The following is a 20,747-nucleotide window of genomic DNA, read 5'->3' as shown; positions in this document are numbered from 1 at the left end:
CCATACATATGTGCCCCACATCGGGGCATAGGAACCGGACGGGAGGAAGCGTGATGACACGTACGTGCGGGTTGGGGCTGGAGGTGTTCGATCCGGCCCCGGTGGGGGTAGCCGTCACCAGCGGGGCCGACCATCGGCTCGTCTACACCAACTCTGCGTATCGGGTCATGTTCGGCCAGCGACCTCTGGGCGTGTCCATGCGTGAGGCGTTCAGCGACATCGAGGGGACCGAGTGGCTGGAGCAGTTCGACCGGGTTCTGGCCACCGGCGAGCCGGAGCACGTCGAGGAGGTGTCGGTGCGCCTGGCTTATCCCGACGTGCCGAGGTACGAGCGGTTCTTCAGGTTCAGTCTGTCGCGTGTCGCGCTGGGGGAGGGAGAGTTCGGGGTGCTGGCGGTGGCCCTGAACATCACCGAACAGGTCACCGCGACCCAGCGGATCGAGGAGATAGCCGAGGAGCGGCGGCGGGTTCTGCAGCGCTACGAGAGTCTGGTGCGGGTCGGGCCCACGATGGTGCTGCTGACCGACCCGGAGGGCAACGCGCTTGAGGCGAGCCCGGAGTGGGAGGCGACGACCGGGCAGACCGTGACGGGGTTCAGGGGATCGGGCTGGGAGGAAGTCGTCCATCCCGACGACCTCGCCGCGACGCGCGAGTCCTGGTACTCGGCGGTGCGGGAGCAAACCTCGTTGTGGGAGCACATACTGCGCCTGCGTATGCGGGACGGCAGCTACCGGCACCACGAGGTTCGCGCGGTGCCCGTGCGCGAGAACGACGAGCTCATCGAGTGGGTGGCCACCTGCTCCGACATCGAGGAGAAGTGGCGGGAGGACCGCCGCAGGGACCTGCTCGACCGCGCCGCCGCCGCGACGGCGGGCATCGTGCGACTGGAGGAGATGCTCTCCGCCCTGACCCGCGTGATCGTGCCCACGGTCGCCGACGCGTGCGGCATCTACCTTTTCCCCGACGCGCCCGACCGGCCGGAGAACGCGCCGCTCATCCTGGACCGCGCCGCCTCCGCCGTACGGGAGGGGCTGCCCAGCCTGCCGACGCACCACGCGGAGCACTTCGCGCCCGAGAGCGGGCTCGCCAGGGCGGTGCGCAGGCGGCGTGCCGTACGCAGCACGTTCAAGTTGGGGTCGCCGCCGCGGGGAGTGGTGCACGCGGGCACGGAGTCCTGGATGCAGGCCGCGGAGGCGAACTCCGTGGTGCTGCTGCCCGTCATCGTGGACGGCACCGTGGCCGCGGTGGTGGCCGCCGCCTCGTGCGGGGACCGTCCGCCCATCAGCATGTCCGACGTGGCGCTGATGGGCCAGATGTTCGACCACGCGCACAGCCCGCTCAGCAACGCCCTGCGCTTTCAACGCACCCAGCGCATCTCCCTCTCGCTGCAACGCAGTCTGCTGGCCCATCTGCCGCACATCCCCGACCTGGAGATCGTCGCCAGATACCGCGCGAGCCCGTCGGACGCCGAGGTGGGCGGCGACTGGTACGACGCCTTCGTGCTGCCGGACGGGGCCATCATGCTGACCATCGGCGACGTGGCCGGGCACGACCTCCCGGCGGCGGTGAACATGGGCCAGCTCCGCAACATGCTCAGGGGGCTGGCCGTGGACCGTCAGGAGCCGCCGGGCGACATCCTCCGGCGGCTGGACGTCGCCATGGACGCCCTGCGCAGCGAGCGGACCGCCACCTGTGTGCTCGCCCGCATCGAGGAGCTGGAGGACGGCGGCCGGCAGGCCTACTACTCGGTGGCCGGGCATCCGCCGCCGTTGCTCATCACCGCCGACGGCAAGAGTCGTTTCATGGAGGACGCGCCCAATCCGCTGCTCGGCATGATGCCGGGCAGTCCCCGGGTCAGCGCCATCGAGTCGCTGCCCGCGGGCGCCACGCTGCTGCTCTACACCGACGGCCTCGTCGAGCATCCCGGCGAGCACCTCGACGACGGCCTGGCCCGGTTGCGCCGCCAGGCCGAGTATCTCGTCGGCGAGTCTCTCGACGCCTTCTGCGAGAACCTGGTGACCAACATGGCGACCACCGGCAAGGACGACATCGCGCTGATCGCGCTCCGGGTGCCCGGTTAGCCCTTCCCGCTGATCGCGCCGGTGGCGGCGACCTGGATCGCGGTGGCGCGGCGGAGGTAGTCGAGGATCACCGCCAGTTCCTCCTCGGTGTAGGTGGCGTAGAGCGCGTCGAGGCCGTTCATCAGCTCGTCGAAGACCGGGGCGAATCCGGTGAGCCGGTGGTGATCGAGCCGGACGATGACCCGGCGACGGTCGGCGGGGTCCTTCTCACGGGTGACGAAACCCTTGGCCACCAGCCGGTCGATCAGGCCGCTGACGGAGGCCGGAGCCAGTCCGGTGTGCTGGACGATCTCGCCGGCGGTCAGCGGGCCCAGACGCTGGAGCAGGTCGACGGTCTTCTCCTCGGTGAGTCCCAGTCCCATCCGCTCCGCCACCACGCTGTGGAACATCACTGCGGCGTTGCTGTTCTGCCGGCCGATCATCCGGAGCTCCGTCAGCAAATTATTTCGATTATCCGAAATATCTCTTGACACCCAGGCTCCCCTTCGGCGTATATTTCGTTCGGACGAACTAAATACATCTGAAGAAGAGGCTAGCACGATGAAGGCTTTGATCATCGGATGCGGGATCGGCGGGCCGGTGACCGCCATGGCGCTCCAGCGGGCGGGCATCGACGCCGAGATCTACGAGGCGTACACCGGGACCGCCGACACGATCGGCTCGTTCCTCAACATCGCCTCCAACGGGCTCGACGCGCTGCGTACCCTCGGCGCCCACCGCGAGGTCATGGCCGCCGGCATCCCCACCTCCGACATGGTGATGTGGAGCGGCACGGGCAAACGCCTGGGCCAGGTCGCCAACGGCATGCCCCTGGCCGACGGCACGGTCAGCCACACCATCATGCGCGCCGACCTCTACCGGACCCTCTGCGACCAGGCCACCGCGCGGAAGATCCCGATCGTGTACGGCAAACGCCTGGTCGACGTCGTGGAGACGGCCGGGGCGGTGGTGGCGCGCTTCGCGGACGGCACCGAGGCGACCGGCGACGTGCTGATCGCCGCGGACGGCATCAGGTCGCGCACCCGCCGGATCGTCGACCCCGCCGCGCCCGGTCCCCGCTACTCCGGCCTGATCAGCTTCGGCGGCGTCGTGCGCGACCCCGCGTTCACCGGCACGCCCGGCGTCTACAACCTGGTCTTCGGCAAGAAGGCGTTCTTCGGCTACACCGTGGCCGCCTCCGGTGAGACCTGGTGGTTCGCCAACCTGCCGATGGCGCGGGAGCCGAGCCGCGAGACGCTCGAAACGACCGACTGGAAGCCGATCCTGATCGACGCGTTCCGGGGCGACGGCAACTTCTCCGCCGACGTCGTCCGCGCCGGCGACATCGGCCGGCCGTACCCCGTCCACGACCTGCCGCCCCTCCCGAACTGGCACGCGGGACGGGTGGTGCTGATCGGCGACGCCGCGCACGCCACCTCGCCCAGCTCCGGCCAGGGCGCCTCGCTCGCCATCGAGGACGGGCTGATCCTCGCCAAGTGCCTGCGCGACCTGCCCGGTCACGCGGCGGCCTTCCGGGAGTTCGAGCGGCTGCGGCGGGAACGGGCCGAGCGCGTGGTCGACTACTCCCGCAAGATCAGCAACAGCAAGGCCGCGGGACCCGTCGCCAGGGTCTTCCGCGACCTGATGATGCCGCTCTTCCTGAAGAAGACGGCCTCGTCCGACAATCTCACCTGGATGTACCGCTACCACATCGACTGGGACTCCCCGATGGCCGCCGCCTGACCCGTTTCGGCCCGCTCCGTGTCCCCGCCCGGCGGGGTATGGAGGCTCAGCCGGGGTCGTGCCGGGCCAGCAGGCCGATCTTGAGTCCGGCCTGGCGGACCCGCTCGACCAGTGCGTAGTCGGACCCGGCAGGACCCGAGGCCAGTACGGCGTAGCCGATGCGACGGGCGGCGGCGATCACGCCCACGTCGGTCCTGACGCCCGAGTCGGTGCCCGTCTTGTTCGCCACCCAGAACGTCTCCCGGGGCACGGAGGGCGGCTCCCGCTCCTCGGTGTCATGGTCGAGCAGGGCGGGAACCAGGCTTCTGTCGGTGTTCTGCGCCATCCAGCCGAGCATGATCCGTGTCCATTCGGCCCGCCCGTCGAGCCCGGCCGCGAACCGGGCCAGCTCGCCGGCCGTACCCACCGCGAAGTACGGCGGATCGGCCGGCGACCGGGGTTCGCGGATCCGGTCCATGAGCCTCGTCCTGGTGAACCCCAGCGTGGCCGACTCCTGGGCCACCCGGTCGAGCCCGACGTGCCGCAGCAGCGCGTTCGTCGCGGTGTTGTCGCTCACCGACGCCGTGAGCAGGGCGAGGTCCGCGACCGGCCAGGCCCGCCGGGAGAGGGTCCGCAGGATCCCGGAGCCACCGACGTACTCGTCGTCCCGGGGTGTCACGGGCCGGGCCGGATCCAGGTCGCCGGCGGCGATGCCCCTGGCCGTGGCGGCGAGCAGCAGCAGCTTGCCGACACTGGCCAGCGGCCGCTCGACGTCCTCGGCGACCGAGATCTCACCGGGCACGCACACGGAAACGGAGACGCTCATGTCCCCGGTCCAGGCTCCGGTCATCCGTGGAAGTCCGGCTCCGCGTGTGGGCGTCCCTTGAGCTCGTGGAATCCACGGACGCCGGCCACCAGCAGCGACCCGTCCCACAGCCGGCCGGCCTCCTCGCCGCGCGGGATCCGTGAGACGACGGGGCCGAAGAACGCGATCCGCCCGCCGTCCGCCCCGTCGGTGGCGATCACCGGCGTGCCCACGTGCTCGCCGACCAGCCCGATGCCCGCCGCGTGCGAGGCGCGCAGCGCGTCGTCGTACTCCGTCGTGTGGCCGGCTTCGATCAGCTCCGCGGGCAGCCCGGCGTCGGCCAGCGCGACCATGAGGCCGTCCATCCGGCCCTGCTCGATCACCCGGGCGCCGATCGCGGTGTACAGCCTGGCGAGCGCCTGCGCGCCGTACTGCTGCTCAGCCGCCACGCAGACCCGTACCGGAAACCACAGAAAGCCCTCGGGGTCGTTCTCCGGGTCGTCGTCGCGGTGCTCGTTGAGCACGGACAGGCTCATGATGTGCCACCGGACCTCGACCGGACGGACCCGCTCCACCTCCCGCATCCACTGGGAGGTGATCCAGGTGTACGGACACATGGGATCGAACCAGAAGTCCACCATCTTCTCGCCCGGCATCGTTCCTCGTCTCCCTTGATCGGCTCGTCGGCCCCAACGTTACGAGGGATCTCGGGTGGTCGCGTTCCGGTCAGGGCAGCGAGGCGGGCAGCCCGAAGGGTGACCGGACGCGGGGGAGGTTTCGGCGGGGTGGTGGGGGCAGGTGACGGGTCTGGTGAGGGGAGGGGAGATGCGGAACGACCGGACGGGGACCGAGCCGGCCAACGCGCGTAGCCCCCTGCGGACCAGGGCGGTGCTGTCCGGGGTGGTGCTGCCGCTCGCCGTACTGGCCGTCGTCTACTTCGTGCTCAAGGCGGTGCGCACCGGCGAGGCCGTGTGGACGGCCGAGGCGGTGATCGCCGGGGCGGTGGCCCTGGTCGCGGCCGTGGACCTGGCGGTGATCCGGCGCAGGCTGCGGGGACGGTGACCGGCCACGGGGCTGGCGGGGGCTAGATGGTGGTGTTGTGCTCCTCGACGAGTCGCTGGGCGGCCGGGCGGTCGCGGTCGGCGATGGCCTGGACGAGGTCCGCGTGCAGGCGGTGGCGTTGGGAGAGGTGGGCCAGGGCGGACGCGCCGGTCGGCAGCACGGCGAGGGTGTGCGACTCGATGAGGTCGAGCAGGCCGGTATAGATCGAGCGCAGCATCTCACTCGGGCTGACCGCGGCGATCCGGGCGTGCAGCCGCCAGTTGGCCCGGGTGAACGCCGTGCTGTCGAGGGCGTCGACCGCGAGGGCCATCTCGCCGATCAGGTCGCGCATCTGGGCGATGTCCGCCGGTGACGCGTGCCATAACGCGTCCTCGACCAGGAGCGCTTCGAGCGCGTTCCGGATGCGTACGGCGTCGGCCACCGAGGTTTGGTCGGCGTCGATGGCGAGCACGGAGTGACCGAGACGCACCATGGGCGATTGCTCGGCGGCGAACAGCCCGCCGCCCGGGCCCGGCCGTACCGAGACCAGGCCGCGGGCCTGGACCAGGCGCAGCGCCTCGTTGAAGGTGCCGACCGACACCCCGCAGGTGGCGCGCAGTTCCTCCTTGGTGCCCAGCCTGGCACCCGGCTCGGCCGCGCGGGCGAGCACGGCGATACGCTCGGCGGCCATCTCCGGCCGAGTCAGCGGGTCTCCATTCATCATGATGATTATGCCCTTGACAGGGCTCGCGTGGCATGACCACAATCTCCATATTCATAATGGTGAATAAGGAGGAGTTCTCGTGCGTATCGCGAATCTCGCCGGTCGGCTCGTGCTGCTCGCCGGCGACGGCGCCGTGGATGTCGAGCGGGCGAGCGGCGGGGCGTTCGCCGCCGACCCCCAGGCCGTGTTCGAGCGCTGGGAGGAGTTCACCGCGTGGGCGCGCGAGGCGGACACGGGCGGGGCCCAGCCGTACGAGGTGAGCGACCTGCTCGCGCCGGTGCCGGTGCCGCGTCAGGTGTTCGCGATCGGGCTCAACTACCGCGACCACGCCGCCGAGTCGGGGTTCGCCGCCCCTGAGCACCCGGTGGTCTTCACCAAGTACGTGTCCTCCATCACCGGGCCGACCGGGGAGATCGCGCTGCCCGAGGGCAACGTCGACTGGGAGGTCGAACTGGTCGCGGTGATCGGCCGCAAGGCCTACCAGGTGGCCGAGGCCGACGCCTGGGGACACGTCGCCGGGCTCACCGTGGGCCAGGACATCTCCGAGCGGCTGACCCAGTTCATCGCCCCGCCGCCGCAGTTCAGCATGGCCAAGTCGTTCCCCGGCTTCGGTCCGATGGGGCCCGCGCTGGTCACCCCGGAGGAGTTCGCCGACCGCGACGACATCGAGCTCGGCTGCGTGCTGAACGGCGAGAGCGTGCAGAAGGGCCGCACCAACGACATGATCTTCAGCATCCCGTCGCTGATCGCCCAGCTCTCCGCCGTGCTCACGCTGCTCCCCGGCGACGTGATCTTCACCGGCACCCCGGCGGGCGTCGGGCAGGGCATGACCCCGCCGAAGTTCCTCGCCGCGGGCGACGAACTCGTCACCTACGTCAAGGGCATCGGCGAGATGCGGCACACCTTCGCCTAGGCCGCCTGGGCGAACCTCTTGGCCACCCGGCGGCCCATCCGCTGCATCGGCACCTCCACCAGCCGGTAGGTCGCCCAGCTCGCGGCCAGGATCACCGCGACGATCAGCACGGCCGCGGTGAGCTGAACCCACCAGGACGACTGGCGCAGGTCACCAGTGATCTTCACGATGACCCTGAGCATCGGGTGGTGCAGCAGATAGACCGAATAGCTGATCAAGCCGAGCCAGGCCAGGAAGGCGGGAACGCGGCGGCGTCTGAGCGCCATCCCAAGGGCGAAGGTCGCCGCCGCCAGCACGATCGTGGTGATCCACGGTTGCGGCTGCACCCACCACCAGCCCGCCTGGCGCGCCCACACGGGGCTCAGCGCGATCAGCGCCCCCGCCACGAAGGCGGGCCAGAGCGGGCCGGCGCCGCGCTCCCAGCGGTGGATCACCGTGCCGGTGAACATCGCCGCCAGGATCGCGGCGCCCAGCCAGGGGACATAGCTGCCCAGGAACAGCAGCAGCACGGCCATCAGCCCGAGCACGCAGGCGGCCGTCCTGCGGAAACGCCCGGTGACGACGCAGATCATGCCGACCACGAACACGGCACCCGACACGTAGGCGGGCCCGGGGCCCTCCACCAGCGGTGCGCCGATCAGCAGGCCCGCGCCGATGGCCGCCAGCCCGAACAGCACCGCGAAGACCCCGCTCCGCCGATGGACCTTCACCACGAACAGCGCGGCGACCAGCAGGTAGAAGACCATCTCGTACGACAGGGTCCACATCGTGTCCGCCACGCCCGCCACATGGACCACGTCGAGCAGCATGGTCAGGTGCGCGGAAACGGCTGACATGTCGCGCGGCACGTGCGGGCGCACCGGTATCCACAGGCCCAGCAGCAGCGTGAGGCCGATCACGAGCAGGTAGAGCGGGTAGAGGCGGAACATCCGGCCGATCCAGAACGCCCGGACGTCGCCCCGGTGCTCCAGCGACGCGGGGATGATGTACCCGCTCACCGCGAAGAACACCAGCACGCCGTACATGCCGAGGTTGAACCAGTAGGGGCGCAGGGCCGGCATGACCCACGGCAGCATGTGCTCGGCCACCACCGCGAGGGCGGCGACGCCCCGCAACGCGTCGAGCCACGCCAGGCGGGCGGATCCAGGCGTGCGGGCAGGCGTGGTGTGCGGGAGGGCCGTAACCATTCCGTACAACTTACCTACTCGATCGTCGGCAATCCCGCAGACCTCAGATGATCTCGAAGTCGGCCATCATCGCCATGTCCTCGTGCTCCAGATTGTGACAGTGCACCATGTAGCGCCCCCGGTACCCCTCGAACCGGACCAGCACCTCCACCACCTCGTACGGCCGGACGTCAACGGTGTCCTTCCACCCGGCGTCCGCGGGCGACGGCGCTCTGCCGTTGCGCGAAAGGACCTGGAAGTGCGCCAGATGCACATGGACCGGGTGGTGGAAATCACTTGTGAAACGCCACACCTCGGTGGTGCCGAGCCGCGGCCGGGCCAGCGGACGGCCCGGCGTGAACGGGACGCCGTTGATCGTCCAGGCCGTGTCCGGGCCCTGTCCGGTACGCCGGAAGTCGAACAGCCGGGTGGCGACCGCGCCCGCCCGGTCGGCGGGCTCGATCCGCGACAGCCGCCGGGGGACCGCGCTGTCGTCTTCGACCGCGCGCGCCACCCGGAACCGCATGACGTTTCGCGCGGCGCCCTCGCCCAGGGTGTTGACCAGGGTCACCTCCGACCCCACCGGGTAACGGGCGAAGTCGACGACCACGTCGTACCGTTCGGCCGGCGCGATCGGCAGCGACTCGTGCGGCACCGGCGCGGCCAGCAGCCCGAGATCGCTGCCCACCTGCACGAGGGTCCCGCCAGGCCGCAACGCGAGCCGGTACCTGCGCGCGTTGGAGGCGTTGAGCAGCCGGAACCGGTACCTCGCCGCGTCCACTTCGAGCACCGGCCACGGCGCGCCGTTGACCAGGATCACATCTCCCTCGACGCCCTCCATGTAGGCGTCCCGCACCCCTGGGCGCACCAGCAGGCTGGGATCCAGCGACGGATAGCGGAAGGAGCCGTCCTCCTCGAAGGCCCGGTCGCAGATCATCAACGGGACGTCCCGCTCGCCCTTCGGCAACGGCAGCGCGTCGTCCTCGTCATCGCGGACCAGCGCGAACCCGGCGAGCCCCCGCCAGACCTGCGGCGCGGTGAAGTCCATCCGGTGATCGTGGTACCACAGCGTGGCGGCCCGCTGGTCGAGCGGGTAGACGTAGTCTCTGGCCCCGGAGTGGTAGCTCCACTGCGCCGGATCGTGCCGCGCGTGCGCCATCTGCGGCGGCCTGAACCCGCGCCCCGCCGCGACCACCAGATCGGTGGGATAGCCGTCGGAGTCGGCCGGCGTCACCCCGCCGTGCAGATGGGTGGAGGTCGGCACCCGCAACTCGTTGCGTACCCGGATGGTCGTACGGCTGCCGCGCCGCAGGTCGAAGGTGGGCCCGGGGAAGGTGCCGTCATACCCCCACACCTCGGTCCTGATCCCCGGGATGATCTCCACCTGGGCCGCCCGCTGCGTCACCTCGTAATGGCCCGGTCGTAGCGGTACGGCGGTCCGGGGGATCGGCAGCGGCACGGTGAACGGGCCCGGCAGCGGCAGCGCGCTCGCCAGGCCCTGGCCTGAGGTCTCCGAGGTCAGCACGCCGCAGCCCGCGGCGGCCAGCCCGGCGCCCGCCAGGGTCCCGATGAAACCTCTACGCGAGATCATGACCGGGTCCCCTCGCGCGAAGCCTTCCGCCGGGTCTCCGCGCGCGAAGCCGTCTGCGGGTTCTCCTCGCGTGGGGCCGTCTTCTGGTCGTCTTCGTGCGGGGCTGTCTGCGGGTCGTCTTCGCGTGGGGTCCTGCGCAGGCCCCACCAGGTCCAGGCGGTGAGCGCGGCCGAGACACCGAAGACGACCACGCCGAGCGGGATGTGCAGGGCGAGCATCCGCACGTACCCGAGGCCCGCTTGCATCTCCTCCACGACAAGGAGCAGGCCGCTCAGCCAGGCCGGCCAGACAGGGCCGCGTCCGGGGCGGCGGACCAGGACCGCAGCGACGATCTGGAGGAGCAGCAGGCCCCTGACGTTGATCGAGTTGACCTCGTGCCAGTGGAGCAGGTTCGCGTCTCCGGTGACGAAGAGCCCGGCGAGCGCCGCCTGCCCCAGCACGCCGGCCAGATGCGCGGTGCTGGCCAGCCGGATCGACCAGATGATCCAGCGGCGCTTCGTCGGGGCGGGTGGGGAGTTCATGGCTCCATGCTCCGGTCGCGGCGCTCTCGGATCGTCGGCTCGGAGGACGGTCTTGGCCCTACATCCCCTGGGTTATCCACAGGCCGCGGGGCCCTCGCCTACGACCGGGGATGTACGCGCGAGGTCATCCACAGGCAGGGCGGCGAGCTGCCGGCGATGGCTTAGCGTGACAGGCGTGAACGAGCGTAGAGCCGACGCGTTGATCGCGGTCGCCGTGCTGGCGGGCGTGGTCGGCGGCAGCTATGCGGGGTTGTCCCGGTCCGGCGGGCTGGAGCGCGACCTCGACCCGGCGGGGTTGACGCCGCTCGCCGTGGCGGCCCTCGCGCTCGTCTTCAGGAGGAGCGCCCCGCTGCCCGCGGGCGTGGTCGCCGTGGTGGCCGGCTTCACCTACTACGGCCTGCGCTATCCGGGTGTCTTCGCCGCCGCGCCCGCCCTGATCGCCATCTACACCCTCGCCACCCTGGGGCGCAGGCGCGCGGCGATCGTGCTGGCCGGTGCCCTGGCCTTCGGCGTCTACCTCCTCATCGCCCTGTCACACACCGATCCCAGCCCCGGCGACGGCTTCCAGTGGATCAGCGGCTGGCTGGTGGCGATCGTGGTCGTCGGGGAGGTGGTCCGCAGCCGCCGGGCCTACCTGCTGGAGGTCGAGCGGCGGCTGGCCGAGGCCGAGCACACCAAGGAGGAGGCGGCGCTGCGGCGGGCGGGCGACGAGCGGCTGTGGATCGCCCAGGAGTTGCACGACACGCTCACCCACAGCATCTCGGTGATCAACGTGCAGGTCGGCGTCGCCATGCACCTCATCGACCGCGACCCGGAGCAGACCCGCGAGGCGCTCGCCGCGATCAAGGAGTCGGGCCACGACGCGATGCGCGAGCTGCGGGCCACGCTGGGCGTGCTACGGCAGGCGGACGAAGGTCCCGAAGCGGGCCTGGCCCTGCTGCCCCGCCTGGTGACCAGGGCCGAGGCCGTCGGCCTGCCGGTGACGCTGGTGCGGAACGGCGAGCCGCGGCGGCTGCCGGAACAGGTCGACCGGGCGGCCTACCGAATCCTGCAGGAGTCGTTCACCAATGTGCTCAGGCACGCGGGGGCGGCGCGGGTGACCGTGACCACGGAATACCGGCCAGACATGATCGTTCTGTGTGTCGAGGACGACGGAGCCTCGGCGGCGGTCGCCGAGGGTGACGGAATGGGAGTGATCGGAATGCGCGAGCGTGCGGTCGCCGTGGGCGGCTCGCTCACGGCCGGTCGGCGGCCGGAAGGCGGGTTCGCCGTCAGGGCCGAGCTGCCCCTGCCCGGGCGCGACCGGTGATCCGGGTCCTGCTGGCCGACGACCAACCGCTGATCCGGGCGGGTTTCCGCGCCCTGCTCGACTCCGAGGCCGACATCACGGTCGTGGGCGAGGTGGGCAACGGCTCCGAGGCCGTCGACCGGGCCAGGGCGCTGAAACCCGACGTGGCCCTGCTCGACGTCAAGATGCCGCTGCTCGACGGTATCCAGGCCACTCGCCGGATCGGCGCCGACCCCGAGCTCGACGAGGTGCGAGTGGTGATCCTCACCAACTACGCCCTCGACGAATACGTCTTCGCCGCGCTGCGGGCGGGGGCCAGCGGGTTCCTGCTCAAGGACATCGAGCCGGTCGAGCTGATCCAGTCGGTGCGGGTCGCCGCCCGTGGCGACGCCCTGCTGTCGCCCGCGGTGACCCGCCGGCTCATCGAGGAGTACGTCGCGACCCCGCCGCGACCGGTCGCCTCGCCCGGCCTGGAGCGGCTGACCGAGCGGGAGCGTGAGGTGATGGCGCTCGTCGCGGCCGGCATGTCCAACGAGGAGATCGCGACCCACCTCGTCATCAGCTACGCCACCGTCAAGACCCACGTGAGCCGGGCCATGACGAAGCTGGGCGCCCGTGATCGCGCCCAGCTCGTCGTCTACGCCTACGAGACGGGTCTCGTCACTCCGGGCGGCTTCTGACGCCCGGTCAGTCCTCCTCGCCCTCTTCCTCCTCCTCTTCGAAGATCTCCTCGATCGCCTCGGCGGCCACGAGTCCGCCGACCACGCCCACCGCGCCTGCCGCCACCACGGTTCCCATCCCGGGGCCGCCGTGGTGCCCGTGGTGCCCATCGTGGTGGTCGTGCCGCTCGTGGTGGTCGTGCCCGTAGTGGGTCTCGTAGCCGCCGCCGGTCTGGTGGCCGAGCCACCCGGTGATCTCCGACTCCCAGTCCCGTCCGGCGGCCTCCTCGTGGGTGACGTGGAAGCGGCCGACGGCGTCGGCGCCGTGCCGGCTGTCGGCCTTGAGGATGACCTCCAGCCCGTGCTCGGACGCGACGAAGGCCAGCTCGATCTCGCTGATCCCGCCGGCGTACTGCGGCGGCGGGTAGAACTCGATCTCCTGGTGGAACGGCAGGTCCCGCCGCACGCCGTACAGGTGGCCGGTCTCCAGTTCGGTGCCGCCGAACTGGAAGCCGAGGCGGATGAGCGCGTGCAGGACCGCGTCCTGCGCTGGGAGGGGGTTGACCCGCACCAGGTCGAGGTCGCCCTTGTCCACGGCCTTGGCGATGGACAACTCGGTGCGGACGCCGATCGCCACCCCGCGCAGCGGCTGACCGTCGATCTCCGAGAGGGGCGTCTCCCACGGGATCGGCATCTCGAAGGGCAGGGTCCGCTCCTCGCCGACCGCCAGGGTGAACGGCCCGGACACCTCGGCGCGGAAGAACTCCCTGGTGTCCGCGCCGTCCTCCGAGCTGTCCTGGACGACGAGTCCGAGGGTGACGTGCTCGATGGACGCCTCGAAGTCGCCGCCCTTGATCCGGACCTCACCGGCGAGGGCCTGCCCCGGCCGTACGTTGGGTGCGGCCAGGACGGTGTCCACCGAGGGCGCTCCGACACCGAAAGCGCCCAACATCCGCTTGAAAACCATTGATCCCTCTCCCTGCTCGCTGATGATCACAGGGCAAACGCCCGGACCTGCCCGCTGGTTCCCTGGTGCAGGACTCAACGGACTTCTGGCACGAATCGCAGCCCCGTCAGGAGGGCCACCAGCCACTGCGGGTCGGCGCGGTGTCCCAGGGGGCGTGACGCCCGGCGTGGTGCGCGCGGGGCGTCCAGCGACCGGTTCACCGGGTTGACGGCGGCGACGTTCCGCATCCGCCACGGCATCGGCTCCGGCGCCATGAAGGGTCAGCGGCGATAGGAGATATGACGCGTCTGCGATGTCTCTCCTTTGCGCGCGGATTCCGCACAACCGCGTAAGGTGGCAAACCGGGCTCCCGCCCGATCCTTGCTAGGCTGCAGGGAACCGTTGGAACCGGGCGTCGTCTCACCCCGGCAGGTGAGACCGTCGAGAAGTGGGGTCACACCGTGAAGAAGCTGCTCGTTCTGGCGCTGGTCGCTCTTGGGGGGCTGCTGATCTGGCGCAAGGTGCAGGCTGACCGCGCCGAGCTGGATCTGTGGACTGAGGCGACCGGCAGCGAGAACTGACCACCACGGCTGCCGATGCGGGTGCGTCAACGGTCCATGAGCGCAGCGGAGGTGTAGGCGTGCCAATCGCCGCATCCATCAAGCTCGCGTGTCTGGACCTCGCGGGCACCACGATCGGTGACATCGCCACGGTGGAACGTGCGTTCGCCGAGGCGATCGCCACGCAGGGCATCGTCCCCGGGACCGGCGCTTACGCGCGTGCCATGGTGCACGTGCACCGGTCCCGGGGATATCCCAAGGTCGAGGTGTTCAGGGGGATCTTCCCCGGCAACGAGGCGCAGGCCCAGGCCGCCAACCTCACGTTCGAGCGTTCCTATGAGGGGGCGATCGAGCGAGCCGGGCTGCTGCCCAAGCCGGGCATCATGGAGGCGCTCGACAAGCTCCGCGGCTCCGGCGTCAAGACCGCACTGATCACCGGCTTCAGCCGGCTCACTCTCAGCCGCGCGCTGTCCGCGCTCGGCTGGGTCGACAAGGTCGATCTCGCCCTCTCCCCGGAAGACGCGGGACGCGGCCGGCCCTGGCCCGACATGGTGCTCACCGCCGTCCTGCGGCTCGGCATCGACGACGTCCGCCAGGTCGCGGTCGCCGGCGACGCCGAGAGCGACATGCTCTGCGGCAGCCGCGCGGGCGCCTCGGCCGTCGTCGGCGTCCTCACCGGAGTGCACAGCAAGGAGCGGCTCCTCAGGGGCGGCGCCACGCACATCGTCGACTCCATCGCCGACTTCCCCGGTCTCATCCTGGGCGGCGGCGTGCCGAGCACGTGCAGGACCCAGGGCTGACCCCAGGGTTCCCTCGGCCTCCCGGCACCTGCGACGACCCGCTTTCGCCCGGCAGCGCTCCCAGGTTCAGTGCACAGAGATGCTTCCTTGAGGTGCTGCGGCGTCTACCGCCGGGTGGTGGCCCTGCCGGTCCCGGCGTCGCCGTCCCCGAGCCCCTGCCGCCGGGCGCAACCCAGGTGATCGTTTGCTGGCGGCAGCCAGCATTGCGAGGTGGCCACCGCTGGGCTTCCTTCCGAGGGCGGCCAGTCCGTCCGGGAAGGAAGCCCGCCATGTCTGGTCAGGGAATCACTGGTCCGGCCTGAGAACCTGAGGTGGGATGGTGCGACGACCACTAGAAACGGAAGCAGTCCCCGGGCGGGCCTGACCTGGGGCGCTTACCGTCACCCTCCGGCGTCCGCCATGAGCCGTGCCCCGGCGGAGTCGACAACCGACGTAGCCCCGGCGCGCATCCTTACGTCACAACGTGTATCCGACGGTGATCTGAAGGCTGACGACACGAGAACCACGGTGTTCGTAAAGTCGCCTCGTCGTCAGAATCGTCTTTCCGCCGGGGGGATGCACGTGCGAAAGCAGAAAATTGGCCTTGCCGTTTCCATGGCGTACGCCTGGATCGCGATCATCGGATTCGGCGGCATTCTCGCCGAGACGATCGTCATTTATCCGAACGTCTTCCACGACGCCCCCGCCTCCCTCGCGGAGTCGATGGAATTCTTCGTGGTCACCGGTCCCGCCGACTTCTTCCCGCCGATGGGCGCGTTGACGGTGCTCGCCTCCCTCGCCACGCTGGTGCTGCTCTGGCCTGCTCGCCGGGCGCGGCCATGGATCGGAGCGAGCCTCGGTTCACTGGTGGCCGGTGAATTCCTGTTCTCCATGCTGTTCTTCTGGCCGCGAAACGACATCATGTTCGAGGAGGGGGCGGCGAAGCATTCCGTGGAATTCCTCCAGCAGACGGCCATGGAATTCGAGACCGGCCACTGGGCGCGACTCGCCATGAGCGGCGTCACGGCGGCATTGGCCTTCACCGGCTTCCTGCGCTTCCACCGCGCCTCCTCCTCCTCCTCCTCCTCGGCTGCCGCCGCCGATGGGACGATCTGACATGGAGGCCGTCGGTCGCCGGCTGGGCCTGTCGATCACCGTCGTCTGCGGGCTGGCCGCGCTGGGGGTGCCCCGGGTTGTCGCGCACGACCTCAAGCTCGTCGGCCCGTTCGTCAATTCGCTGCTGGTCTTCGTGCCGATCGCCGTCTGGCTGGCCGTCGTGCTGTGGAAGCGGGTGCCGAACCCGTTCCTGACGCTGCTCGTCGTGGGGACGATTTACGGTGTCCTCCTCGGTGTGACCCACCAACTACTGTGGACGGAGTCGTTCGACGGCGATCCCCCAAGCCTGGGCGGTAGCCTCGCGGGCGCACTCCCGCCGGCAGCCGAAGCCGCGCTGTTGCGGATCTTCGCGTTCTTCAGCAGCCTGGTCACCGGTACGGGCGTCGGCCTGGTCACCGGCCTGGCGGGCTGGGTGATCTCCCGGATGGTCCCGGGATTCCGCCCCCGCGACCACTGAACGGCCTGCTGCGGGCAGGGAGGCGCAAGGAGGGCTGACCCATCGAGGAATCCGGCGACCAGCGGCGGCAACGGGCGGTCGACACCGGACTCGCCATGCTGGTGCTGGTCGTGGTCGGCACCGCCATTACCGCGAACGTGGGCGGCGAGACGGCCGCCCCCGGCCCCGCCGCCTACGCCTTCGGCGCCCTCCTCGGCGCGCTGATGCTGGTCCGCCGCCGCTGGCCAGTCGCGGCGCTCATCGTCACGGCCGGGGCCCTGCTCGTCTACTACATGCTGTCCTACCCGCCGGTCGGGCTGGCCGTACCGGTCGCCGCCGCTCTCTACTCGGCGGCTGAGCAGGGGAAACTCCGCTGGTCCGTCGGTACGGCGGTGGCGTTGCTAGCGATATCGACCTTCGTGCGCAGCAGACAGGGCGACGACCTGGCGTTCCTCCTGGGGATTGAGCTGACCACCTCGGCCGGCCTCATGGCCACCGTCATCGCCCTGGGCGACAGCGTCCGGTCGCGTCGGGGCTGGCGTGCCGAGCTGGCGAAACAGGCGCGCGCCGCGGTGGTGGAACGGGAACAGGAAGCCGCCAGGCGGGTCGAGCAGGAGCGCCTGCGAATCGCACGGGACCTGCACGACCTGCTCGGCCACACCGTGTCGGTGATCTCACTGCACGCCGACGTGGCCCGCGAGGCGCTGCGCGACGACCCCGGGGCCGCCGAGCGCTCGCTGGCCGCCGTCCGCGCCGCGTGCAGCGAGGTCGTCCGGGAGCTTCGGGTCAGCCTGCGGGTGCTGCGCACCTCCGGCGACCCGGAGGCCGAGAACGCCCCCGTCCCCGGCCTCGCCCAACTGGACGACCTGCTGAGATCCGCCACCGAAGCCGGACTCGACGCCCGGCTCCAGACCACCGGCCCGGCCACGTCCCTGCCCGCCGTCGCCGACGTCACCGTCTACCGGGTCGTCCAGGAGTCGCTGAACAACGTGCTGCGGCACGCGAACGCGCGGACGGTGGTGGTCGAGCTGAGCTACGACGACGACACGCTGCTGGTGTGCGTACGCGACGACGGCCGGGGCGGGGGCGCCGATTCCGGTGGGCGGGCCGGTTGGGGCATCATCGGTATGCGGGAGCGTCTGGAACTGCTCGGCGGCAGCCTGCGGACGACGTCAGGACGAGGTGGAGGGTTCGTGGTCGAGGCGCGTGTGCCGCTCAGGGACCAGGCATGATCCGGGTGGCACTGGTCGACGACCAGCACCTGGTCCGGGAAGGGCTGCGCGCCCTCCTGGAACGGGCCGACGACCTCGCCGTGATCGGCGACGCGGAGAACGGCGACGCCGGGGTCGAACTCGCCGCCAGAGAACGTCCCGATGTGGTGCTGATGGACATCCGGATGCCGGGCGGCGACGGCCTCGACGCCACCCGGCGCATCGTCGCCGACCCGGCGCTCACGCACGTCCAGGTGATCATGCTCACCACCTTCGACACCGACGAGCACGTCCTCGACGCGGTCCGTGCCGGTGCGGCCGGCTTCCTGCTCAAGGACAGCAGCCCAGAAGAACTACGCGAAGCCGTACGTATCGTCGCGCGGGGTGACGCGCTGCTCTCCCCGGCGGTGACCCGCCGCGTCATGCGGGCCGCCGCGGGCAGCCCTCGCCCCCCGTCGACCGACCGCCTCGCCGTACTCACCGAGCGCGAACGAGAGGTGCTCGCCAAGGTCGGCGAGGGCTGCTCCAACACCGAGATCGCCGAAACCCTCTTCATCAGCGCGGCCACCGCCCGGACCCACGTCAGCCGCCTCCTCGCCAAGCTCGGCGCCCGCGACCGCTCCCAACTCGTCGTCCTCGCCTACGAGACAGGGCTCGTCGCGCCGGGGAACCGCCGGGAGTGAGGGTCAGCAGGAGCCGAGCATCGAGGTCAGCGCGGTCTTCTCGGCACTGTTCACGCTGAGGCCCCAGTAGTACTTCGCCTGGATCCACGCTCGGGCGTACGTGCACCAGAACGAGGTCAGCGACGGCTTCCACAAGGCCGGATCCTTGTCGCCCTTGGCCTGGTTGACGTTGTCAGTGACGGCCCAGAGCTCGGGCCCGCCGAGGTCGTTGGCGTACGACTGCCGCTTGGCCGTGGTCCACGCCCACGCCCCCGACCGCCACGCCTCGGCGAGCGGCACCATGTGATCGATGTCCACATCGGAGGCCGCCGTCCAGGTCGCCCCGTCGTAAGGGCTGTACCAACTGCCCGACGTGGCGGCACAACTGGAGTTGGTCACCACGTTGGTACCGTCGCGCTTGAGCACGGTCTCCCGGGTGTTACACGCCCCCGAGATGGTGATCCAATGAGGGAAGAGGTCCCGGTCGTAGCTGGACTCGTTGCTCTCGGCCGCGACGGTCAACGCCGCGAGCCTGGTCGCGGCCGTCGCCGCGGAGGGAATGTTGGGCGGTACGGCATGCGCGGCGCCGCTGGTCAGCACCAGGGTGACGAGAACCGCCACCACGGCCGTCAGGACTCGTCTCACGAGTCACTCCTTCTGCCCGCGGCCACGCCAGGGCGGGGGATGCCTGGTCGGGTCGAGGCCGCAGGTTCCAGAAGGACCGTCGCAACTAACAGCTCGCGTTGAAATGTCAGGATTTGCTGTCGGAAAGAGGTCGAATTGGTGACACTCCACCACCGATGCCCCGGCCCACCCCGTGAGCTGCCGAGACACCCACCCCAAGATCGCCCCGCTCAACTCCCTTCATCGGCCCCCCTCCACCCCGGGAGCGCCCCCTCCACCCCAGGAGCGCTCCCTTTACCACGGCCCGTCCCGCCTTCACCACGGCCCGTCCCGCTTCGACCACGGCCCGTCCCGCTTCGACCACGGCCTGTCCCGCCTCGACCGCGCTCGTCTCGCCTGCACCGCGTGGGCGATTCCACCCCCGAATCGTGGGCCTGCCCACCTCTGCCCCACGAGCCGCCTACGTCCGATCTGCCCACCAACCGCTCACCGGACGGGCCTCGTGATCGCAATCCAAGTGGCGGAGACACCCAGGCTGTTGCTACCGTGTCCCTTCGTAGGGAGTCACGCCGGGGAACACCCGCAGGTCACCGACTCCCTGTCTCAGGGGCCTTAGCTCAGCTGGCAGAGCGCCTGCTTTGCAAGCAGGAAGTCAGGGGTTCGAATCCCCTAGGCTCCACACACGAAAAAACCCAGGTCAGAGGCTATGTCGCCGACCTGGGTTTCTTGCTTTATTCGGTCTCTTTTCGCTTCCGTGCCCGTTGCGTGCCCGATGCCTTCTTAAGCGCCCCACGAGCGAGGCCGTCGAGCTTCTCAGCCACTTCACGTTGCCGCTCGTCCGTTCCGTGCTGGTAGATCATCGCCGCACGCGTGGAGGAGTGGCCCATCCGGTCCATCAGCTCACGGATCGACGCTCCGGCGTTCGCGGCGAGGGTGTTTCCGGTGTGCCGCAGGTCGTGAAAGTGGATCTTCGGAAGGCCGGCGACTTGGAGCGCTTGCGGCCAGATCCGGCGATTGAAGTTCGTGTTGCGAAGGGGGCCGTCATCCGGTCCCGCGAAGATGAGCCCGTGTTCGCCGTCCTGGGTGAAGTCCTTCACGTGCGCCCGTAGCTCGTCGATGATCAAGCCGGGAATGACCACCGTCCGCTTGCCAGCGGATGACTTCGGGTCGGTGTAGACGAGCCCTTGCCCTGTGAGCTGGATCAACTGGCGTTCCACCCGTACGGTTCCGGCGTCCAGGTCGAGGTCACGGCGTTGGAGTCCGGCCAGTTCGCCCCATCGCAGGCTCGCGAAGGGTCGCCAGCAGGACCAGGCCCGGTATCGCGGTTCGATTGCATCGGCGAGCTGATACACCTGCGCCACCGTGAGCACCGGCCGTTCTGGTGACTTCTCCTGTCCGGCCCCCTTGATCCGGCACGGATTGCGCCTGATGAGCTGGTCATCAACGGCCGTCGTGAGTACGGCCTTGAGCAGCCGATACGAGAATAGCGACCAGCAGCCCTGGAGGTAATCCGATGGATCACGACAACAGGCACTCGGTCAGCGTGGCAGGCGTGATCATCGACGACCACGGGCGAGCCCTACTGACACAGCGCCGGGACAACGGCCACTGGGAAGCACCTGGGGGAGTCCTGGAACGCGACGAGGACATCACCACTGGCTTGCTTCGTGAGATCTACGAGGAGACCGGTCTCAACGTCGAACCGGTGGCCCTGACCGGCGTCTATAAGAACATGACGCGGAGCATCGTCGCCTTGGTCTTCCGCTGCAAGGTCGTCGGAGGCCGTCTCACCGAAACCGACGAGACGCGGGCGTTCCGGTGGGTTACCGCGGATGAGGTCCGTGCGCTCTCATCCGAAGCGTTCGCCATCCGTGTTCTCGACGCCATGCTGTACGACCAGACGCCAGCCGTACGCCACCACGA

The 20,747-nt window shown here is 70.0% G+C and carries 23 protein-coding genes and 1 tRNA gene; 14 read left to right on the top strand and 10 right to left on the bottom strand.

Annotation, left to right across the window (positions count from 1 at the left end):
* Positions 1 to 53 precede the first annotated feature (53 nt).
* Positions 54 to 2,081 carry a SpoIIE family protein phosphatase gene (locus MBA17_RS20000; RefSeq protein ID WP_238498391.1) on the top strand — a complete coding sequence of 676 codons (2,028 nt, stop codon included), beginning with the start codon at positions 54 to 56 and terminating at the stop codon, positions 2,079 to 2,081.
* On the opposite strand, the gene MBA17_RS19995 is transcribed toward MBA17_RS20000, so the two are convergent.
* Positions 2,078 to 2,503 (bottom strand): MarR family winged helix-turn-helix transcriptional regulator, encoded by a 426-nt coding sequence (locus MBA17_RS19995; RefSeq protein WP_238498037.1) that lies wholly within the window; start codon positions 2,501 to 2,503, stop codon positions 2,078 to 2,080. The two genes, MBA17_RS20000 and MBA17_RS19995, sit on opposite strands and share 4 nt — an antisense overlap.
* Before the next feature lie 118 nt (positions 2,504 to 2,621).
* Between MBA17_RS19995 and MBA17_RS19990 the strand changes: the two genes are divergently transcribed.
* Entirely contained in the window at positions 2,622 to 3,803 is a 1,182-nt protein-coding gene (locus MBA17_RS19990) for an FAD-dependent monooxygenase (RefSeq protein ID WP_238498036.1), read from the top strand.
* A 46-nt stretch (positions 3,804 to 3,849) separates the two neighbouring features.
* On the opposite strand, the gene MBA17_RS19985 is transcribed toward MBA17_RS19990, so the two are convergent.
* Positions 3,850 to 4,608, bottom strand: coding sequence for a serine hydrolase (locus tag MBA17_RS19985; protein WP_238498035.1), 759 nt, complete (start codon positions 4,606 to 4,608; stop codon positions 3,850 to 3,852).
* A 20-nt stretch (positions 4,609 to 4,628) separates the two neighbouring features.
* Complete coding sequence (locus MBA17_RS19980) at positions 4,629 to 5,243, bottom strand: mycothiol-dependent nitroreductase Rv2466c family protein (protein ID WP_238498034.1); 615 nt, start codon at positions 5,241 to 5,243, stop codon at positions 4,629 to 4,631.
* 169 nt (positions 5,244 to 5,412) lie between these two features.
* Here MBA17_RS19980 and MBA17_RS19975 point away from each other — a divergent pair, with 169 nt between their 5' ends.
* Entirely contained in the window at positions 5,413 to 5,649 is a 237-nt protein-coding gene (locus tag MBA17_RS19975) for a DUF6343 family protein (RefSeq protein ID WP_238498033.1), read from the top strand.
* Between the two features lie 22 nt (positions 5,650 to 5,671).
* On the opposite strand, the gene MBA17_RS19970 is transcribed toward MBA17_RS19975, so the two are convergent.
* Positions 5,672 to 6,349 (bottom strand): FadR/GntR family transcriptional regulator, encoded by a 678-nt coding sequence (locus MBA17_RS19970; protein ID WP_238498032.1) that lies wholly within the window; start codon positions 6,347 to 6,349, stop codon positions 5,672 to 5,674.
* An 82-nt stretch (positions 6,350 to 6,431) separates the two neighbouring features.
* On the opposite strand from MBA17_RS19970, the gene MBA17_RS19965 reads away from it, so the two are divergent.
* Positions 6,432 to 7,265, top strand: coding sequence for a fumarylacetoacetate hydrolase family protein (locus MBA17_RS19965; protein WP_238498031.1), 834 nt, complete (start codon positions 6,432 to 6,434; stop codon positions 7,263 to 7,265).
* Here MBA17_RS19965 and MBA17_RS19960 read toward each other — a convergent pair.
* The 3 genes from MBA17_RS19960 to MBA17_RS19950 are packed head-to-tail and all read right to left on the bottom strand — an operon-like array spanning position 7,262 to position 10,543.
* Positions 7,262 to 8,452, bottom strand: coding sequence for an acyltransferase family protein (locus MBA17_RS19960; protein ID WP_238498030.1), 1,191 nt, complete (start codon positions 8,450 to 8,452; stop codon positions 7,262 to 7,264). The two genes, MBA17_RS19965 and MBA17_RS19960, sit on opposite strands and share 4 nt — an antisense overlap.
* 43 nt (positions 8,453 to 8,495) lie before the next feature.
* The gene (locus MBA17_RS19955; RefSeq protein WP_238498029.1) at positions 8,496 to 10,022 is read right to left on the bottom strand and encodes a multicopper oxidase family protein; all 1,527 of its coding nucleotides are present in this window, start codon (positions 10,020 to 10,022) and stop codon (positions 8,496 to 8,498) included.
* Positions 10,019 to 10,543, bottom strand: coding sequence for a COX15/CtaA family protein (locus MBA17_RS19950; RefSeq protein ID WP_238498028.1), 525 nt, complete (start codon positions 10,541 to 10,543; stop codon positions 10,019 to 10,021). The genes MBA17_RS19955 and MBA17_RS19950 overlap by 4 nt, the downstream gene beginning before the upstream one ends.
* Before the next feature lie 175 nt (positions 10,544 to 10,718).
* Here MBA17_RS19950 and MBA17_RS19945 point away from each other — a divergent pair, with 175 nt between their 5' ends.
* Positions 10,719 to 11,852 carry a sensor histidine kinase gene (locus tag MBA17_RS19945; RefSeq protein ID WP_238498027.1) on the top strand — a complete coding sequence of 378 codons (1,134 nt, stop codon included), beginning with the start codon at positions 10,719 to 10,721 and terminating at the stop codon, positions 11,850 to 11,852.
* Entirely contained in the window at positions 11,849 to 12,511 is a 663-nt protein-coding gene (locus MBA17_RS19940) for a response regulator (protein WP_238498026.1), read from the top strand. The genes MBA17_RS19945 and MBA17_RS19940 overlap by 4 nt, the downstream gene beginning before the upstream one ends.
* Before the next feature lie 7 nt (positions 12,512 to 12,518).
* On the opposite strand, the gene MBA17_RS19935 is transcribed toward MBA17_RS19940, so the two are convergent.
* The gene (locus tag MBA17_RS19935) at positions 12,519 to 13,442 is read right to left on the bottom strand and encodes a sporulation protein (protein WP_274385725.1); all 924 of its coding nucleotides are present in this window, start codon (positions 13,440 to 13,442) and stop codon (positions 12,519 to 12,521) included.
* A gap of 455 nt (positions 13,443 to 13,897) precedes the next feature.
* On the opposite strand from MBA17_RS19935, the gene MBA17_RS19930 reads away from it, so the two are divergent.
* The 6 genes from MBA17_RS19930 (at position 13,898) to MBA17_RS19905 (ending at position 18,221) form a co-directional block, all read left to right on the top strand.
* Positions 13,898 to 14,017: a DLW-39 family protein gene (locus tag MBA17_RS19930; RefSeq protein ID WP_013130296.1), complete on the top strand. Its 120-nt coding sequence runs from the start codon at positions 13,898 to 13,900 to the stop codon at positions 14,015 to 14,017.
* Between the two features lie 59 nt (positions 14,018 to 14,076).
* Complete coding sequence (locus MBA17_RS19925) at positions 14,077 to 14,796, top strand: HAD family hydrolase (RefSeq protein ID WP_238498024.1); 720 nt, start codon at positions 14,077 to 14,079, stop codon at positions 14,794 to 14,796.
* Positions 14,797 to 15,195: 399 nt separating this feature from the next.
* Complete coding sequence (locus MBA17_RS19920) at positions 15,196 to 15,891, top strand: anthrone oxygenase family protein (RefSeq protein ID WP_238498023.1); 696 nt, start codon at positions 15,196 to 15,198, stop codon at positions 15,889 to 15,891.
* Between the two features lies 1 nt (position 15,892).
* Entirely contained in the window at positions 15,893 to 16,348 is a 456-nt protein-coding gene (locus MBA17_RS19915; protein WP_238498022.1) for a hypothetical protein, read from the top strand.
* Positions 16,349 to 16,389: 41 nt separating this feature from the next.
* Positions 16,390 to 17,559 (top strand): sensor histidine kinase, encoded by a 1,170-nt coding sequence (locus MBA17_RS19910; RefSeq protein WP_455432815.1) that lies wholly within the window; start codon positions 16,390 to 16,392, stop codon positions 17,557 to 17,559.
* Positions 17,556 to 18,221, top strand: coding sequence for a response regulator (locus tag MBA17_RS19905; RefSeq protein WP_238498020.1), 666 nt, complete (start codon positions 17,556 to 17,558; stop codon positions 18,219 to 18,221). The genes MBA17_RS19910 and MBA17_RS19905 overlap by 4 nt, the downstream gene beginning before the upstream one ends.
* A gap of 3 nt (positions 18,222 to 18,224) precedes the next feature.
* On the opposite strand, the gene MBA17_RS19900 is transcribed toward MBA17_RS19905, so the two are convergent.
* Positions 18,225 to 18,845, bottom strand: coding sequence for an HNH endonuclease family protein (locus tag MBA17_RS19900; RefSeq protein WP_238498019.1), 621 nt, complete (start codon positions 18,843 to 18,845; stop codon positions 18,225 to 18,227).
* Positions 18,846 to 19,430: 585 nt separating this feature from the next.
* Here MBA17_RS19900 and MBA17_RS19895 point away from each other — a divergent pair.
* Positions 19,431 to 19,503, top strand: a tRNA-Ala gene (locus MBA17_RS19895).
* Positions 19,504 to 19,555: 52 nt separating this feature from the next.
* Here MBA17_RS19895 and MBA17_RS19890 read toward each other — a convergent pair.
* Complete coding sequence (locus tag MBA17_RS19890; protein WP_455432814.1) at positions 19,556 to 20,185, bottom strand: tyrosine-type recombinase/integrase; 630 nt, start codon at positions 20,183 to 20,185, stop codon at positions 19,556 to 19,558.
* Between the two features lie 191 nt (positions 20,186 to 20,376).
* On the opposite strand from MBA17_RS19890, the gene MBA17_RS19885 reads away from it, so the two are divergent.
* Positions 20,377 to 20,747 (top strand): NUDIX hydrolase (locus MBA17_RS19885; RefSeq protein WP_455432800.1); only part of this gene is annotated, 371 nt, incomplete at its 3' end.

The organism is Dolomitihabitans soli, assembly GCF_022213955.1.
In the GTDB taxonomy this organism is placed as follows: domain Bacteria; phylum Actinomycetota; class Actinomycetes; order Streptosporangiales; family Streptosporangiaceae; genus Streptosporangium_A; species Streptosporangium_A soli.
Note: the sequence above shows the minus strand (reverse complement) of the source record. Positions and strands in the feature narration are given on the sequence as shown.

Coding starts and splice junctions, on each gene's coding strand:
- MBA17_RS19915 (WP_238498022.1), top strand. CDS start 15,893: ATGGAGGCCGTCGGTCGCCGGCTGGGCCTGTCGATCACCGTCGTCTGC.
- MBA17_RS19990 (WP_238498036.1), top strand. CDS start 2,622: ATGAAGGCTTTGATCATCGGATGCGGGATCGGCGGGCCGGTGACCGCC.
- MBA17_RS19980 (WP_238498034.1), bottom strand. CDS start 5,243: ATGCCGGGCGAGAAGATGGTGGACTTCTGGTTCGATCCCATGTGTCCG.
- MBA17_RS19970 (WP_238498032.1), bottom strand. CDS start 6,349: ATGAATGGAGACCCGCTGACTCGGCCGGAGATGGCCGCCGAGCGTATC.
- MBA17_RS19950 (WP_238498028.1), bottom strand. CDS start 10,543: ATGAACTCCCCACCCGCCCCGACGAAGCGCCGCTGGATCATCTGGTCG.
- MBA17_RS19975 (WP_238498033.1), top strand. CDS start 5,413: ATGCGGAACGACCGGACGGGGACCGAGCCGGCCAACGCGCGTAGCCCC.
- MBA17_RS19960 (WP_238498030.1), bottom strand. CDS start 8,452: ATGGTTACGGCCCTCCCGCACACCACGCCTGCCCGCACGCCTGGATCC.
- MBA17_RS19955 (WP_238498029.1), bottom strand. CDS start 10,022: ATGATCTCGCGTAGAGGTTTCATCGGGACCCTGGCGGGCGCCGGGCTG.
- MBA17_RS19935 (WP_274385725.1), bottom strand. CDS start 13,442: ATGTTGGGCGCTTTCGGTGTCGGAGCGCCCTCGGTGGACACCGTCCTG.
- MBA17_RS20000 (WP_238498391.1), top strand. CDS start 54: ATGACACGTACGTGCGGGTTGGGGCTGGAGGTGTTCGATCCGGCCCCG.
- MBA17_RS19905 (WP_238498020.1), top strand. CDS start 17,556: ATGATCCGGGTGGCACTGGTCGACGACCAGCACCTGGTCCGGGAAGGG.
- MBA17_RS19985 (WP_238498035.1), bottom strand. CDS start 4,608: ATGAGCGTCTCCGTTTCCGTGTGCGTGCCCGGTGAGATCTCGGTCGCC.
- MBA17_RS19995 (WP_238498037.1), bottom strand. CDS start 2,503: ATGATCGGCCGGCAGAACAGCAACGCCGCAGTGATGTTCCACAGCGTG.
- MBA17_RS19920 (WP_238498023.1), top strand. CDS start 15,196: ATGAGCCGTGCCCCGGCGGAGTCGACAACCGACGTAGCCCCGGCGCGC.